This window comes from Halopseudomonas xiamenensis (assembly GCF_014219065.1).
Classification (GTDB): Bacteria; Pseudomonadota; Gammaproteobacteria; order Pseudomonadales; family Pseudomonadaceae; genus Halopseudomonas; species Halopseudomonas xiamenensis.
The window spans coordinates 12,176-27,440 of record NZ_JACLGO010000011.1; the positions used below are offsets into that span (position 1 = coordinate 12,176).

13 protein-coding genes are annotated in these 15,265 nt (G+C 62.5%); 6 read left to right on the forward strand and 7 right to left on the reverse strand.

Annotated elements, in window-relative coordinates:
* The first annotated feature begins 177 nt into the window (after positions 1-177).
* Complete coding sequence (locus H6X51_RS09285) at positions 178-633, forward strand: MaoC family dehydratase (RefSeq protein ID WP_185267267.1); 456 nt, start codon at positions 178-180, stop codon at positions 631-633.
* A gap of 57 nt (positions 634-690) precedes the next feature.
* On the opposite strand, the gene H6X51_RS09290 is transcribed toward H6X51_RS09285, so the two are convergent.
* From H6X51_RS09290 to mpl, 6 genes are all read right to left on the reverse strand, one after another.
* The gene (locus tag H6X51_RS09290) at positions 691-1,137 is read right to left on the reverse strand and encodes a sn-glycerol-3-phosphate transporter (RefSeq protein WP_185267347.1); all 447 of its coding nucleotides are present in this window, start codon (positions 1,135-1,137) and stop codon (positions 691-693) included.
* Positions 1,138-1,400: 263 nt separating this feature from the next.
* Positions 1,401-1,862 carry a hypothetical protein gene (locus tag H6X51_RS09295; RefSeq protein WP_185267268.1) on the reverse strand — a complete coding sequence of 154 codons (462 nt, stop codon included), beginning with the start codon at positions 1,860-1,862 and terminating at the stop codon, positions 1,401-1,403.
* 306 nt (positions 1,863-2,168) lie between these two features.
* On the reverse strand, positions 2,169-4,358 hold the full coding sequence (locus tag H6X51_RS09300) for a sulfatase-like hydrolase/transferase (RefSeq protein WP_185267269.1): 2,190 nt from the start codon (positions 4,356-4,358) through the stop codon (positions 2,169-2,171).
* Positions 4,359-4,386: 28 nt separating this feature from the next.
* Positions 4,387-6,651, reverse strand: a complete 2,265-nt coding sequence (locus H6X51_RS09305; protein ID WP_185267270.1) for a tetratricopeptide repeat protein — start codon at positions 6,649-6,651, stop codon at positions 4,387-4,389.
* Between the two features lie 239 nt (positions 6,652-6,890).
* Positions 6,891-7,496, reverse strand: a complete 606-nt coding sequence (locus H6X51_RS09310) for a flavin prenyltransferase UbiX (protein ID WP_185267271.1) — start codon at positions 7,494-7,496, stop codon at positions 6,891-6,893.
* Positions 7,489-8,850 carry a UDP-N-acetylmuramate:L-alanyl-gamma-D-glutamyl-meso-diaminopimelate ligase gene (gene mpl, locus H6X51_RS09315; RefSeq protein ID WP_185267272.1) on the reverse strand — a complete coding sequence of 454 codons (1,362 nt, stop codon included), beginning with the start codon at positions 8,848-8,850 and terminating at the stop codon, positions 7,489-7,491. The genes H6X51_RS09310 and mpl overlap by 8 nt, the downstream gene beginning before the upstream one ends.
* A gap of 418 nt (positions 8,851-9,268) precedes the next feature.
* On the opposite strand from mpl, the gene H6X51_RS09320 reads away from it, so the two are divergent.
* The 5 genes from H6X51_RS09320 to H6X51_RS09340 all read left to right on the forward strand — a co-directional run bounded on the left by H6X51_RS09320 (position 9,269) and on the right by H6X51_RS09340 (position 14,265).
* A complete protein-coding gene (locus H6X51_RS09320) occupies positions 9,269-10,528 on the forward strand; it encodes a 6-phosphofructokinase (protein ID WP_185267273.1) in 1,260 nt (419 codons plus the stop codon).
* 190 nt (positions 10,529-10,718) lie between these two features.
* Positions 10,719-11,246, forward strand: coding sequence for an inorganic diphosphatase (gene ppa, locus H6X51_RS09325; protein WP_185267274.1), 528 nt, complete (start codon positions 10,719-10,721; stop codon positions 11,244-11,246).
* A gap of 69 nt (positions 11,247-11,315) precedes the next feature.
* Positions 11,316-12,206: a DMT family transporter gene (locus H6X51_RS09330; RefSeq protein ID WP_185267275.1), complete on the forward strand. Its 891-nt coding sequence runs from the start codon at positions 11,316-11,318 to the stop codon at positions 12,204-12,206.
* 119 nt (positions 12,207-12,325) lie between these two features.
* On the forward strand, positions 12,326-13,678 hold the full coding sequence (locus H6X51_RS09335) for an MFS transporter (protein ID WP_185267276.1): 1,353 nt from the start codon (positions 12,326-12,328) through the stop codon (positions 13,676-13,678).
* A 44-nt stretch (positions 13,679-13,722) separates the two neighbouring features.
* A complete protein-coding gene (locus tag H6X51_RS09340; RefSeq protein WP_185267277.1) occupies positions 13,723-14,265 on the forward strand; it encodes a peroxiredoxin in 543 nt (180 codons plus the stop codon).
* A gap of 96 nt (positions 14,266-14,361) precedes the next feature.
* On the opposite strand, the gene H6X51_RS09345 is transcribed toward H6X51_RS09340, so the two are convergent.
* Positions 14,362-15,135 (reverse strand): enoyl-CoA hydratase, encoded by a 774-nt coding sequence (locus H6X51_RS09345; RefSeq protein WP_221627294.1) that lies wholly within the window; start codon positions 15,133-15,135, stop codon positions 14,362-14,364.
* Positions 15,136-15,265 lie beyond the last annotated feature (130 nt).

Genomic DNA, 15,265 nt, shown 5'->3' on the forward strand with positions numbered 1-15,265 from the left:
TGACACCACCGGCGCGTTGACCTTTGCGGCCCGCCCTTGCCAACATGGCTAAGCTGAATCCAGACAATAACTCCCTCTCCCCTTGCGGGAGAGGGCTGGGGAGAGGGGGAAAGCTTTCTACTCCGAAAACTCACCCACCCTCAATCACCCCCAACAACAAAACCAACGGAGCACACCATGACCGCCGTACCCGTATCCGAACTGACCTCCTACATCGGCAAAGACCTGGGCCATTCCGAGTGGCTGCTGATCGACCAGCAACGCGTCAACCAGTTCGCCGAGTGCACCGGCGACCACCAGTTCATCCACATCGATGAAGAAAAGGCCAAGCAGACCCCGTTTGGCGGCACCATCGCCCATGGCTTCCTGTCGCTGTCCCTGATCCCGGCCCTGTCGGCTGGCCTGGCGATGCGCCCGGAGGGCCTGAAGATGGCCGTCAACTACGGCCTGGACAGCGTACGCTTCATCCAGCCAGTGCGCGTCGGCTCCCGCGTACGCATGCAACTGACCGTGATCGACGTGACCGAGAAGAACCCCGGCCAGTGGCTGGTCAAATCCCGCGCCACCCTGGAAATCGAAGGCATCGACAAGCCGGCGTATATTGCCGAGACGCTGGCGCTGTATTTCGTCTGACCCGAAACCTGACGGTGTAGCGCCCCGGTCGCGTTCGGGCGCTACGCCAACCCAAGCCTACAAACGCACCCCGACATTGACCATGGCCGCGGCAGCCCCCAACAGCACCACGTCCACCCCTACCCGCTGGTAACTGGCCCCGACTGAGGGAATCACTGCCGGAGCCACGCCGAAACGGTTGAGGGGTATCTTGTCGCGATACTCTCCCCGGTAGCCATACAGCAGCCCCGCCGTGAGCTTGGCATTGAAGGGCGTACCCGCAAACTCGAAACGCTTGCCGGTATAGCCGTACCAGGACCGCTCACCAAAGGAGTGCTGAAAGGTCGCGGCTCCCCACAGATAGCTGTCATCCCGATGACGCTCCAGGCCGATCAGGTCCTGATTGTTGTTATGGTCTGGCTGGGGATCGAAGTGCGTGGTCCATACGCTCCCCTGCACATACCAGCCTGGCTCCGCCGGTTCCGGTGCTGCCAGCTTGCGCGCCAGCTCCAGCGGGCGTTGCAATAGCGCCGAACTGTCGGCTGCGCCTTCCCCCTCAACCTCGTCCCCGGCCAGCAGCTCTGCACTGCTGAACAGCAGGGCCAGGCCAAGGGTGAGATGCCTGCTGAGGAGAGCGACATCGGATGGCAGCCTACGGGTCGAACGATAGCGGGCTGGGTAGTACGGAGCACTGTTGAACAACATGATGAGACGAGTTTCCACGATGACAGTAACCTACGCAGCTGACCGGCTGCGCGATGAAAAGTTCGCGAAGCCCGAGTGTCGGGCTACTGCCAATCCAGACTGATCAACAGCCACTCATTACCGCCAAGCTCCCATTCGCTACGTACCTGATAATAATCGAGCCGCTCTGGAATCAACCCTTGCGCGCCGGTAACCGCGACCTGAGCCGTACATTGGCCCCGATAGTTGAAACCGGCATCCAGCTGGCACTGACGGTTGAGGACGATGATGTTGACGTTCTTATAACGCAGAAACAAGCCAAGCATCTGCTGGTGAATGGCCTGCTTGTTGTAATACTGCTGAGCCATGAAGTCGTCATGCAACTGCTTGACCACAGCGCCAGCCTGCTTGTTTTCCAGATTGCCCTGCAACTGTTTGGCCGCCTCATTCAGGGCGCCTTCGGGTGATGGCAAGCTGCAGGCGGTCAGCATGAGGGTTGCCAGGGCCAAGAGCAGTCCTTTGACGGGGTGCATAAATGCTTCTCCTTGATGTTGATACCGCATCATGGCGTAATGCTATTTCAGAAAACAGTGAATTATTCCCTGCCCGTCATCCTTCGCGAAGGCGAAGGATCCACCGACCGCTCCGACTCAATCGGCACCATGAACCCTCGGCCTCGGCTTTGGCATCCTGCGTCGCCCTATCTCCTGCATCCATGCAGTCAAGACCGAGGGGTGAACTGAATCCGGTCTTGTCGTCGCACAGGCGCGCGACAACCCCAGGGCCATGATTCGCTGATCCCGTGCGCAACAGCCTGAAAACCACAAAGCCCCGGCCGATCCGACCGGGGCTTTGTTTTGTCTTGCTGTTACTTATTCAGGACAGGCTCCCAGGTTGGCCTGGATGATTGCCAGGTCCTGCGCGTCGGTCAGGCCGTCATGGTTGAAGTCGTACATGCTGGACTGCCCCCATTCCGAACTGAGCTGCGTGTAGTTGTCGATATCCTGCTGATCGACAACGCCATCGCCATTACCATCACCGGGACAGGCCTTGTGCGAACTGAGCAGCAGATCGAGTCGATGTTCCAGTTCATCGAAGTGCTGCTGCTCGGCGGTAGTGAGTCCACCGGGGCGCTGTCGCAGGTCGTCCCCTTCGCGATCCAGGTCAGGTTCTGGTGCAGCCTGGTCGATACGGTAGAATTCCTCGGTTTCCACCGGCACGCTGCCATCGGTTGCCGGGTCGTAATCCAGCGCCTGGTTGCGCACCAGCTTGTAGTCATCGTTGCGCATGGCCATGTAGTCGGTGGCACCCATGGTGATCTTGTTCTGCTCATAGTCGCCGGGGGCATCTTCGTAGATGGCCTGGTTGACCTGCCAGCAGTGATCCACTTCCTTGAGAACGCCATTGGTACCCACGCTGGCCTCCGGTCCCCACCAGACGCCGCCGTTGTCGGCGCAGACCTGGGCTGACATGGGAGTATGGGAACAGAAGTTGCCATTGAACACGCAAGGCCCGTTCACGGCATCGTTGGCCAGGATATTCAGCCCACCATGGGTGAAGTTGACTTCACGCACGCTGTCCCGTTCGGGATTGGTCAGGTAGGACAGCATCTCCTCGGCATCCGTACCGTGGGGCACCACCTGGTCCAGATCCACACCGGCGACATCGGCGAAGAACTGGAACAGGTCAACCGCATTGACCATATGTTCCACATTGCGATCCGGCTGCTCGACCAGCGGGCCGGAAATGACCAGCGGCACCCAGACGCCGGTCTGATAGGCGGAGCCCTTGGCGCGGGTCAGATCAAAAGGGCCTTTGACCGTGGGAGCGAAGGAGCCATTGTCCCCCACCACGACCACCATGGTATTGCTGGTCTGGGGGTCGTAATTCAGGCTGCCATCGTCCCCGCGCGTGGCGATACCGGTTTCCACCAGCAGGCGCCCCAGCTCGGTGTCCAGCGACTCGATCATGGTATCGGTGATGTTCCTCTGATTGAGCGGTGCATCGGAAGTGCAGTTGGGGGTGAGGATGCTGGCCGCTCCGGAGGGAACCAGCTCAGCCGGCGGATGCTGCAGTGGTGTATGGGCTGAACTGAAGCTGAGGGTGGCCATCCACGGCGTGCCATCACTGCGAGTATTGATCCAGTCAATGGCAGTATCCACTTCTATGGTCGCCCGGTAGCCGCGAGAACGTGGGTCCGTCAGGCTCACATCCTCGGCCTCACCATCCCGGTTGATCAACAGCTTGGAAACATAGTGAGCATTTTCCAGATCGAAGTTCACGTAGTCCGGCGGTGAAGCCTCACAGGGCTCACTCGGCACCAGTACGCCGCCCTGGGTCAGGCATCGCAGCCCGGCCGGATCGCCGTGAACCTCCCCGGCCATCTCGGTACAACTGGTGCCGCCGCCGGCCTGGGGAATATAACAGGCCCCGGCATGGACGCCGCCGGGCGCGCCTACCCCAGGCACAAAGCCGCAGGAATACTGGTCAGTGTCGCCAACACCTCCGGCGGTGGTATCGATCGACGCCGGCAAGCCGCCCCATCCGTAGAAGGTGTCCCAACCCAGTGCAGTGGGAGCTTCAAAGCCGGCCGGGTTGTTTTCCGGACCGCCGAGGTGGAACTTGCCGAACATGGCGTTCTCATAACCGGCGGTGGCCAGGACCTTGGGAATGGTCATCGCATAGGGAGACACATGGGAGTTGGCCAGGTCGTTTGGCCCAATCGCCTGCAGCACGTTGGTGCGCATCGGGTACAGACCGGTCATGAAGGTCGCCCGGCTGGGCGAGCATTCGGGCATGGCCCAGGCGTTGCGAAAGCGGATACCTCCATCGGCGATGGCGTCGATGGATGGCACCGCTGGCGCCTTGGCCCCGCCATAGCCGAAGGACTCCATCTGATCGATACCGACGTCATCCATGATGACGAACAGGATGTTGGGCGGCTGGTCACCTGCCGGCGGATCATTGGATGATGATGAACTGCTGCCGCTGTCGAGCCAGCAGGATGCCAGCGACATCGAAGCAACCAGCAACGCACCTTGACGTAAGAGTCTGAACTGCATGGCATATCCCTCTTGCTTTTATATCAGGTCAGTGACCCAACTGTCGCAGCAGCGGGTCTTCCGGGTTTTGTGCAGCCAGCTCCGCCAACAGCGAGTCTGCCTCCACTTGGTTACCTGCCGAACGCAGGTAGCTGATCAATGCCTGCCGTGTCCGGCGGTTGGCCGGGTGCTCCTCCAGCTGGCTGCGCAGCAGCGCCAATGCGTCTTCCACCTGGCCGCTGCTGTGCAGGGCAACCGCCAGCACATAGCCATATTCGGCCTGTTCCGGCGCCAGTTCATGGGCACGCTGCAGGGCTTGCAGTGCCGCCCCGCGCTGGCCCTGACGCACCAGCGCCAGGCCGTAGGCATGCTGCAGTGACGGCTCCCGCGGATACTGCGCGATACTGTCTCGCAGCAGCGCCAATGCCGCCTCGGGATCGCCCAGCGCCTGCTCCTGCCACTGCGCCAGCATGATCCGTGCGGGATGGAAGGTCGGGTCCTGGCGCAGCGCCTGTTGCAGTGCCGGCTCGACCTCGGCCTGGCGCCCGGTCAACTGATAGATGCCGGCCAGATTGAGTTGGGACTCGGCCCGCTCCAGCATGCTGTTCTGGCTCTGCTCGTACTCGGCGATCAGTTGCTGCAGCACCTGCGGCTCGACATTGGCCTCGCCAGCCAGTTGCAACAGTTGCCAGGCCGCCTCCAACCGTACGGCCCGCACCGGATCATCGAGCAAGGCGCTCAACAGGCTGATCTGCTGGTTCGGCGCTGTCAGGGAGCCGAGCAGCCCGGCGGCGGTGTGGCGCACCTGGGGCGAGGGCGAACTCAGTGCCTCGACCACAGCGCGCTGGGCCGCAGCGGAGGGATAGCTGGGCAGCTCGCTGAGCAAGGTGGCACGGCGAATATCCGCCAGTTCGCTACGCGCCAGTTGCCGTGCCAGGGCTTGCGCGGCACCCGGCAGCCCCTGCCGCGCGGCATGCAGGTCGCGGGCGTAACCACCGTCGCGCGGCTGGGCATCGGGGTACCATTGCTGGAACATTGTCACGACCTTGTCCTCGGCCTGCTGATGGCAGCCGAGACAGGCATCGGAGTGCCCCAGCTGACGCGCCTGCAACGGGTCTGGCGAGGTGAAGCTGTGGTCGTGGCGCAGGTCGTTGACCATGTACAGCTTGCCGGGCATGTGGCAACTGACGCACTGGCTACCCGGCGAACCGACCGGATGATGGTGGTGGGAGGGGTGGTCGTAGTTTCTGGCCTGCAGTCCGCTGGCGTCGATCGCACTGCGCGTCGCCTTGCCGCCCGGATTGTGGCACTGGGTACAGACCGCGTTGGCCGGCGCTCGCAGCTGGGTGCTGTGGGGATTGTGGCAATCCGAGCAGACCACCCCGGCAGCGTGCATCCGGCTCTGCTGGAAGGAGCCGTACTCGAACACTTCGTCCTGGATCTTGCCGTCCACTTCATAGAGATCGGCGCTGAGGATCACCGGCAGGTAGTCATCCAGCAGATGATTGCCGTGGGTGTAGCCATTATCCAGCGTCATGCGGCGGCTGTGGCAGCGGGCGCATGTTTCCGGCTGGTTGTCGGCCGCCCCTACCCGATTCTGCTCGAAGCCCTTGGCTGCACCGGCTTTGGTGCCGGTCTCGCCTCCATTCTCGGCCCACTGCAGATGCCCCGCAGCCGGGCCGTGGCAACTCTGGCAGCCCACACCCAGCGCATGCCACTGGCTGGAATAGGTGTTGGTGGCCGGGTCGTAATCACGCTTGAAGCCGGTGGTGTGGCACTCGATGCACATGAAGTCGGCGTTCTGCTGCGCCCCACTCCAGTGCAACCGATGGTGGTGATCCACGCCCTCGCCATCGTACAAATGGAACCAGCGCTGCTCGGGCACATCCCAGGCCGCGCCATGGGATTGCAGACGGCCATCGGTCAGTTGCAGGAAGTATTGCTGCAGGGGTTCGACACCGAAGGTATAGGCAACCGGATAGTCGGTAGCCTTGCCCTGCGCGTCAGGCGTGTTGATCCAGAAGCCACCATCACGGCGGAAAAAGCGGCTGGTTTCGGTGTCGGTGCTCAGGGACTGCTGGTCGAAATTGCCCAGTACGGTGCTCTCGGTGGCCGGTTGCATGGCCAGTTGATGGTGAGAGCCCTGCCAATCGGCGAATTGCTCGGCGTGACAACCCTGGCAACTGGCCTCATCCACCCAACCTGGGGTTACCGGCAGCGCGGCGGGCGGCGGCAACTGGTCATCGGCCAGCGCTTGCCATACGGCGCCGAATGCAATGACGGGTACCAGCAGCCACAGACTTCTTCTTATCATGGCTCATCATGGCTCTTGTTCATTTCATTATTATTGGAAGACTGTGGAAACGAATCGCTTCTCGGGCAATCCACTGGCTGTCATCGGCTCAGCAGCAGTGGCTGGTCTTCCCTGGGGAGGCAGTCTAGCCGATAACCCATCTGCCACCAAGCAAAATTAGAGCTTTTACTCGATAATTTTATCACACCCTTTGATGCTGCTCACTTGGCGCTCGGCATAGGTGTCTAGCTTTCCCTGCCCTACTCGCCCCAGCGCTTGAGCAGATCCTGCTCGATACCCAGTTGGTTGAGTATCCGCGCCACGACAAAATCCACCAGGTCGTCGATGGACTGTGGCTGGTGGTAGAAGCCGGGGCTGGCCGGGAGGATGATCGCGCCCATGCGACTGAGCTTGAGCATGTTTTCCAGGTGGATGGTCGAGTAGGGACTTTCCCTGGGTACCAGGATCAGTTGCCGGCGTTCCTTGAGGGTGACATCAGCGGCGCGTTCGATCAGGTTGTTGCTGGCACCGGTGGCGATAGCCGACAGGGTGCCGGTACTGCACGGGCAGACCACCATGGCGGCGGGCGCACCGGAGCCGGAGGCGACCGGGGACATCCAGTCCTGCTTGCCGAACACGCGGATCTGCCCTGCCCTGGCCTGGTAATGCTCGGTCAGGAAAGCCTCCAGCGCCTGTGGCTTGGGCGGCAGCTGCAGCTCGGTTTCGGTAGCGACCACCAGTTGCGCGGCCTGGGAGATCAGGAAGAATACCTGCACATCGGCACGCACCAGGCATTCCAGCAGGCGCAGGGCATATTGCGAGCCGGACGCGCCGGTAACCGCGAGGGTGACACGCCGCTCAGCCATGCTTCGCCTCCAGCGCCTGCTTCATCTTCTGGTGAATGCCGCCGAAGCCGCCATTGCTCATGATCACGATACGAGTGCCGGGCTGCGCCTGGGCCACTACCCGGTCAATGATGGCATCGATATCGGTCATCACCTGCGCCGGCACCGGGCTGTCCGCCACGACCGGTTCCAGCGACCAGTCCAGCCCTTGCGGCTGATACCAGATCACCTCGCTGGCCTGCCGCACACTGCCCGGCAGCGCACTCATGTGACTGCCCAGGCGCATGGTGTTGGAGCGCGGCTCAATGATCGCCAGCAGGCGCTCGCTGCCGATACTGGCACGCAGACCGGCCAGGGTGGTGGCGATGGCCGTGGGGTGGTGGGCGAAGTCGTCATACAGGGTGATGCCGTTGGTTTCGGCAATTTTTTCCATACGCCGCTTGGGGCTGGCGAAGCCGGCGAGCGCGGCAATACCCTGCTGCGGCGTGACGCCGACATGCCGGGCGGCAGCCAGCGCGCTCAGGGCATTGGCCACGCTGTGGGCGCCGGTCTGCTGCCACTCAGCCACGCCCTGCAACTGGCCGTCCAGCCAGACTTCAAAGCGCGAGCCATCCTCGGCCAGCAGCCGCGCCTGCCAGTTGCCGCCCTCGCCGGTGGTCTGGCAGGGCGTCCAGCAGCCCATGTCGATCACCCGTTGCAGCGCTGCTTCCTGCTGCGGATAGATGATCAGGCCGGAAGACGGCACGGTACGCACCAGATGGTGGAACTGCCGCTCGATCGCCGCCAGATCGGGGAAGATATCCGCATGGTCGAATTCGAGATTGTTCAGGATCGCGGTGCGCGGACGGTAGTGGACGAACTTGGAGCGCTTGTCGAAGAAGGCGCTGTCGTATTCATCCGCCTCGACCACGAAGAATGGCGTGTCGCCCAGCCGGGCGGAAATGCCGAAATTCTGCGGCACACCGCCGATCAGGAAGCCCGGCGCCATGCCGGCGTCTTCCAGAATCCACGCCAGCAGGCTGGAGGTGGTGGTCTTGCCGTGGGTGCCGGCCACTGCCAGTACCCAACGATCCTGCAGCACATGCCGGGCCAGCCACTCAGGGCCGGAAACGTAAGGGATGCCCTTGTCCAGCACATACTCAACCGCCGGATTACCCCGCGACATGGCATTGCCGATGATCACCAGGTCGGGTGCCGGGTCCAGATGCGCCGGATCGTAGCCTTCCGTCAACTGGATACCCTGGGCCTGCAGCTGGGTGCTCATGGGGGGATAGACGTTGGCATCGGAGCCACTGACCTGATGCCCCAGATCCCGCGCCAGCAGCGCCAGCGAACCCATGAACGTACCGCAGATACCGAGAATATGCAGATGCATCGAGCAGTCCTGTAAGCGAAGGATTGAGGGGGTGATACTAGCATGGCGGGTGAGGTGTGGGGGTGGGTTCCCCCCTCTCCCCAGCCCTCTCCCGCGAGGGGAGAGGGGGCTTGATCGTGCAAACCGGCAACATGGATAACAGATCGGACCGATAGCATGGGTTACACAGCAATGTTGCTTTGGACTCCAAACTGACCCAATGCACAATCTGTCTCCCTCTCCCCTCGCGGGAGAGGGCTGGGGAGAGGGGGAGCGAAGCACCACTTCGGCAACAAACGCCACCCAGCGGCCAACCATGCAAAGCTCCCCACATTCCGCTATCATGCGCGCCATTCTTTTGCCCTGAGAGCTGTCGTCATGCAACCGCAACACCGATGCGGTTGTCTATCCGACATCAGCCACACACCATGGAGTCAGCATGACCGTCAAGAATGCCTTTTATGCCCAATCAGGCGGGGTAACCGCAGTGATCAACGCCTCCGCGGCCGGGGTCATTGAAACTGCCCGCCAACATCCGGACAAGATCGGGAAAGTCTACGCTGGTCGTAATGGCATCATTGGCGCTCTCACCGAAGATCTGATCGACACCAGCCTCGAGTCGGCAGAGAACATCGCTGCTCTGCGCCACACACCCTCCGGTGCCTTCGGTTCCTGCCGCTACAAGCTGAAGAGCCTGGACGCCAACCGTGCCGAATACGAGCGTCTGATCGAGGTGTTCAAGGCGCACGACATCGGTTACTTCTTCTATAACGGCGGCGGCGACTCCGCTGATACCTGCCTGAAGGTATCCCAGCTGGCCGAGACCATGGGCTATCCGATCCAGGCCATCCATGTGCCCAAGACCGTGGACAACGACCTGCCGATCACCGACTGCTGCCCCGGCTTCGGCTCGGTGGCCAAGTACGTCGCCACCTCGATCCGCGAAGCCGGCTACGACGTGGCCTCCATGTCCGCCACCTCGACCAAGGTGTTCATCCTCGAAGTCATGGGCCGCCATGCCGGCTGGATCACCGCTGCCTGCGGCCTGGCCAGCGAGGCCGAGGGCGAGGCGCCGCATATCCTGCTGTTCCCCGAGATCGAGTTCGACGAGGCGGCCTTCCTGGCCCGCGTCGATGAGTGCGTGAAGACCCACGGCTACTGCGTGATCGGCGTCTCCGAAGGCATCAAGAACAAGGACGGCAAGTTCCTGTCCGAATCCGGCCTGACCGACGCCTTCGGTCATGCCCAGCTCGGCGGCGTGGCACCGACCATCGCCAACCTGGTACGTGACAAGCTCGGCTACAAGTACCACTGGGCCGTGGCTGACTACCTGCAGCGCGCCGCACGGCACATTGCCTCCAAAGTGGACGTGGAGCAGGCCTATGCGCTGGGCAAGGCGGCGGTCGAAATTGCCCTGGACGGCAAGAACGCCATCATGCCGGCCATCCGCCGCCTGGAAGACACGCCCTACCGCTGGGACATCATCGAAGCCCCGCTGAGCGACGTGGCCAACGTCGAGAAGTTCATGCCGCGCGATTTCATCAGCGAGGACGGCTTCCATATCACCGACGCCTGCCGCGAGTACCTGTCGCCGCTGATCCAGGGCGAGGACATTCCGCCGTTCAGCAATGGCCTGCCAGCCTATGTGCGCCTGCAGAACCTGCCGGTCGAGCGCAAGCTGGCGCCGTTCAAGGTCTGAGCCCGACCGGGCCCGTTCGCCGGTTCCGCGAGAACCGCGGGCGGGCCAGGCAGCGAAAAGCGGTATACGCCAAAGGTTTAACTTGGTAAAGGCCGCTCAAGCGCCTATAATCTCCGCCCATATTTTTCATGGCGTCAGCAGCACCGGCAGACGCCGATCCCATTTCACCATGCCCCGCATCAGGTAACCCATGAGCTACGACCAGATCCCCGCAGGTAAAGACATCCCCAACGATATCTACGTCGCCATCGAGATCCCGGCCAACCATGCGCCGATCAAGTACGAGATCGACAAGGATTCCAATACCCTGTTTGTCGACCGCTTCATGGCAACCCCGATGTTCTACCCGGCCAACTACGGTTTCATTCCGAACACCCTGGCCGATGATGGCGACCCGCTGGACGTACTGGTAGTGACCCCGCACCCGGTAGCACCAGGCTCGGTCATCCGCTGCCGCCCGGTTGGCGTGCTGCACATGACCGACGACGGCGGCGGCGATGCCAAACTGATTGCCGTACCCCATGACAAGCTGAGCGTCCTGTACAAGGATGTGAAGGAACACACCGACCTGCCCGAGCTGCTGATCCAGCAGATCCAGCACTTCTTCGAGAACTACAAGGATCTGGAAGCCGGCAAGTGGGTCAAGATCGACCGCTGGGGCAACGCTGACGAAGCCCGTGCGGAAATTGTAAAGGCAGTAGACGCTTACCAAAAATAAGCGTTTAGCCCGATAAGAAGCCGGCCACAAGCCGGCTTTTTTATTGCCTGCCACCTGTCGAGCCCACTCATGCTCTGGATACCCTTCACCCTCGCCGCCGCCTTCACCCAGGCGCTGCGCAATGCCCAGCAGAAGCAGCTCAGCCGCGAGGTCAATGCCGTCGGCGTGACCCTGGCGCGGTTCATCTGGGCGCTGCCATTGGCGCTGGGCTATCTCCTCGTGCTGTACGCCGTGGAGCCGGTGGCCGTGCCACAGTTCACTACCCGCTTCATCTTCACTGTCAGCGCAGCGGCCATCTCGCAGATCCTGGCCACGGCGCTGATGGTGCTGTTGTTCCAGCGGCGCAGCTACACTGCCGGCGTTGGCCTGGCCAAGAGCGAGGCCCTGCTGGCCGCCGTGCTGGGCTCGATATTCTTCGGCGCGCTGCTCGGCCCAATCGGCTGGTTGGGCATTGCCGTCGGTGCGGCTGCGGTGTGGCTGCTCAAGGGGCGCAGCAAACCCGGCTCACTGGACCTGACCACCCTGCTGGTGGGGCTGGGCAGCGGTTTGTGCTTTGCCCTGACCACCCTGTGGGTGCGCGACGCCTGTCATCAGCTGGACCTGCCGTTCCTGCATACCGCCGCCTGGGTGCTGGTATGGACCATCAGCATCCAGGTTGCGGTGCTGGTCGGTTGGCTGTTGCTGCGTGACCGTCCGACCCTGCTCAAGGTGTGGCAGCGGCCCGCGCTGGTGTTCCGTATCAGCCTGTCCAGCTCCATCGCCTCGCTATGCTGGTTCACCGCGGTCAACCTGGAGGAAGTGGCGCTGGTCAAGACGCTGGGCCAGATAGAGGTGTTCTTCACCCTGCTGCTGTCGCAGCACTGGCTGAAGGAGCGGGTATCGAGCCGGGAAAGGCTTGGCCTGCTGCTGATCGTCACCAGTGCCGTGCTGGTGGCGGCCCCTTCTCTGATCGGCGGCTGACCTCATCGCCTTGCCGCCTCGGCACGTCAATGATGGCGCCGCGCTTGCGTCTTGCATACAATCACTGCCCGCGCCGCGCCAGCAGCGGCTTTCCGTCCATTCTGAAACGTTGCCTGCCCATGTCCCAGACCATCGCTTCCGCGCCAGCTCCGGCCAACTCACGCTCGCGCGTCATGTTCGCCAGCCTGGTCGGCACCACTATCGAGTTCTACGACTTCTACGTCTATGCCACTGCGGCCGTACTGGTCTTCCCCTACCTGTTCTTTCCGCCGGGCAACGAGCGGGTGGCGCTGCTGGCATCTTTCGCCATTTTCGGTGCAGCGATGATCGCGCGCCCGCTCGGCGCGGTGTTCTTCGGGCACCTGGGTGACAAGATCGGGCGCAAGACCACGCTGATCTATGCCCTGCTGACCATGGGTATCGCCACCTTCCTGATCGGCCTGCTGCCGACCTACCATGCTATCGGCTGGCTGGCGCCACTGTTGCTGGTGATCATGCGCCTGGCCCAGGGCTTCGCCATTGGCGGTGAATGGTCTGGCGCGGCACTGGTCGCCACCGAGAACGCCCCCGTTGGTAAGCGCGCCCTGTTCGGCACCTTCCCGCAGTTGGGTGCACCACTGGGTTTCATCATCGCCAATGGCCTGTTCCTGATCGTCGCTGCCGCACTGCCGTCGGATAACCCATCACGGCCATCGGACGCCTTCCTCGACTGGGGCTGGCGTATCCCCTTCCTGTTTTCCGCGGTCATGGTGATCATCGGCCTGTGGATTCGCCTGAACCTGGTGGAAAGCACGGCCTTCTCCAAGGCCGTATCCACCGGCAAGGTGGTCAAGCTGCCGCTGGGTGAAGTGATACGCCGGAACTGGCGCGAGCTGATCCTCGGCACCTTCTACATGCTGGCCACCTATGTGCTGTTCTACCTGATGACCACCTTCTCGCTGAGCTATGGCCGCGCACCGATCGAACCGGCCGCGGACCAGTTGGGCGGGCTGGGCTACAGCTACAACAACTTCGTGCTGATGCTGATCTTCGGCGTGGTGTTCTTCGGTATATTCACCCTGCTGTCCGGCCTGCTGGCGGACCGGCTGGGGCGGCGCAAGACGCTGATCCTGGTCACCCTGGGCATCATCCTGTTCGGCCTGCTGTGGGTGCCGTTGCTATCGGCAGGTTTCGTTGGCGTGATGCTCTGGCTGGTGTTGGGGTTCAGCCTGATGGGCATGACCTTCGGTCCGATGGGCGCGCTGCTGCCCGAGCTGTTCCCGACCAACGTGCGCTATACCGGCTCGGGCATTTCCTACAATGTGTCCTCGATCCTCGGCGCCGCCGTGGCGCCGTTCATCGCGGTCTGGCTGTGGGGTATCGGTGACGGCAGCCCGTTCCTGGTCGGGATCTATCTCGCCTGCATGGCCGTGCTCACGCTGCTGGCGCTGATCATCGGCAAGGAAACCAGGGACGTCGATATCAACCACTGAGCTACACTGTCCGGGCAGCGTGGGTCATCGACCAGGAGAAAGTCATGTTCAGATATTGCAAGACCCTGATGCTGGGCCTGTGGCTGGCGGCTGTCGCCAGTCCGGCCAGCGCACTGGAGGTAGGCGAGCCGGCACCGGACTTCGCCCTGCCCGGCTCCGATGGGCAGACTCACCGGCTGGCCGACTATCGCGGCAAGCAGGCGGTGGTGCTGGCCTGGTTTCCCAAGGCCTACACCTCCGGCTGTACCATCGAATGCAAATCGCTGGCGGAAAATGGCCATCTGATCCGCGAGTATGACGTGGCCTACTTCATGGCCAGTGTCGACCCGCTGGACAAGAACATCGGTTTCGCCGAATCCACCGGTGCCGACTTTCCGCTATTGAGTGACGAGGACAAGTCGGTAGCCCGCGCCTACGGGGTGCTGCACCCGCTGGGCTTCGCCCGACGCCATACGGTGTACATCGGCAAGGATGGCCGGGTGCTGAAGATCGATACCGACGTCAAGCCCGCCACCTCGGCCGAAGACATGGCTGCCACGCTGGGCGAACTGGGTGTGGAGCGGCGCGCCGGAACGGAGCCTCGCTAACGGGTTGTCGAGCGCTGCTCGACGACGGCGGTGTCTCCTGCCACTCCGTGAGCGTAGCGCAGGCGCGCTACACCCCGAAAGGATTGCCGAGCGCTGTCAGCCCTTGCCGATCCGGCTGAAGTCCGGCTTGCGTTTCTCCGCGAAGGCGCTGAATGCTTCCTTGGCTTCCTCGCTGCGCAACTGCGCCGAGAAGATCTTGCTCTCGCGCTCCATATGCTCCAGCACCCGTTCGGTATTGCGCATCAGTCCCTTGGCCAAGGCCAGGGCGCCGGCTGGCTTCTGTGCTATCCGATCGGCGATGCGCTGGGCTTCAGCATGCAGTTGCTCGCGACCGACCACCTTGTTGGCGATGCCCCAGGTGCAGGCATCCTCCGCCGAGACCGGCTCGCACAGGGCGAACATCTCGAAAGCCCGCACGTGGCCGATACGCAGCGGCATCAACAGGCTGGAACTGGCCTCCGGCACCAGCGCCAGGTCGATGAAGGGGGCGATAAGCTGGGCATCCTCGGCCAGTAATACATAGTCGCAATGCAGCAGCATGGTGGTGCCCACCCCCACCGCCTTGCCCTGCACCGCCGCCATCACCGGCTTGCTGGCGGTGGCCAGGTTGCGCAGAAAGCGCTCGACATGTCGTACGGCAGGCCCCTTGCCCACCGACTGCGCGGCGAACTCCCCCAGGTCATTGCCGGCGGAAAATATCTCGCCATCGGCCCGCAGCAAGGCAACCCGGATATCTGCCTCGGACTCGGCGCGCTCCAGCGCATCGGCAAGCGCACCATACATCGCATTGGTCAGTGCGTTCTTCTTGTCCGGCCGGGATACGGTGATGGTCAACACGCCGGCATTCAGCTCAGTGGTCACTTCGCTCATCAGTTGCTCCTGATTTCTTGGTCTTGTGAATACCCGTAAAGGACCGAGAGTAGACGCCGGCCAATACCCGAGTCCACCCAATCACTGGCCCTGTGTCAGCTGTATCGGATTGATGAATGGCGGCCGGACT

Bases quoted from the DNA above. Each gene is read 5' to 3' on its own strand.
- H6X51_RS09320 (WP_185267273.1), top strand. From the start codon at position 9,269: ATGACCGTCAAGAATGCCTTTTATGCCCAATCAGGCGGGGTAACCGCA.
- H6X51_RS09305 (WP_185267270.1), bottom strand. From the start codon at position 6,651: ATGATAAGAAGAAGTCTGTGGCTGCTGGTACCCGTCATTGCATTCGGC.
- ppa (WP_185267274.1), top strand. From the start codon at position 10,719: ATGAGCTACGACCAGATCCCCGCAGGTAAAGACATCCCCAACGATATC.
- H6X51_RS09310 (WP_185267271.1), bottom strand. From the start codon at position 7,496: ATGGCTGAGCGGCGTGTCACCCTCGCGGTTACCGGCGCGTCCGGCTCG.
- H6X51_RS09300 (WP_185267269.1), bottom strand. From the start codon at position 4,358: ATGCAGTTCAGACTCTTACGTCAAGGTGCGTTGCTGGTTGCTTCGATG.
- H6X51_RS09285 (WP_185267267.1), top strand. From the start codon at position 178: ATGACCGCCGTACCCGTATCCGAACTGACCTCCTACATCGGCAAAGAC.
- H6X51_RS09340 (WP_185267277.1), top strand. From the start codon at position 13,723: ATGTTCAGATATTGCAAGACCCTGATGCTGGGCCTGTGGCTGGCGGCT.
- H6X51_RS09345 (WP_221627294.1), bottom strand. From the start codon at position 15,135: ATGAGCGAAGTGACCACTGAGCTGAATGCCGGCGTGTTGACCATCACC.
- mpl (WP_185267272.1), bottom strand. From the start codon at position 8,850: ATGCATCTGCATATTCTCGGTATCTGCGGTACGTTCATGGGTTCGCTG.
- H6X51_RS09335 (WP_185267276.1), top strand. From the start codon at position 12,326: ATGTCCCAGACCATCGCTTCCGCGCCAGCTCCGGCCAACTCACGCTCG.
- H6X51_RS09330 (WP_185267275.1), top strand. From the start codon at position 11,316: ATGCTCTGGATACCCTTCACCCTCGCCGCCGCCTTCACCCAGGCGCTG.
- H6X51_RS09295 (WP_185267268.1), bottom strand. From the start codon at position 1,862: ATGATGCGGTATCAACATCAAGGAGAAGCATTTATGCACCCCGTCAAA.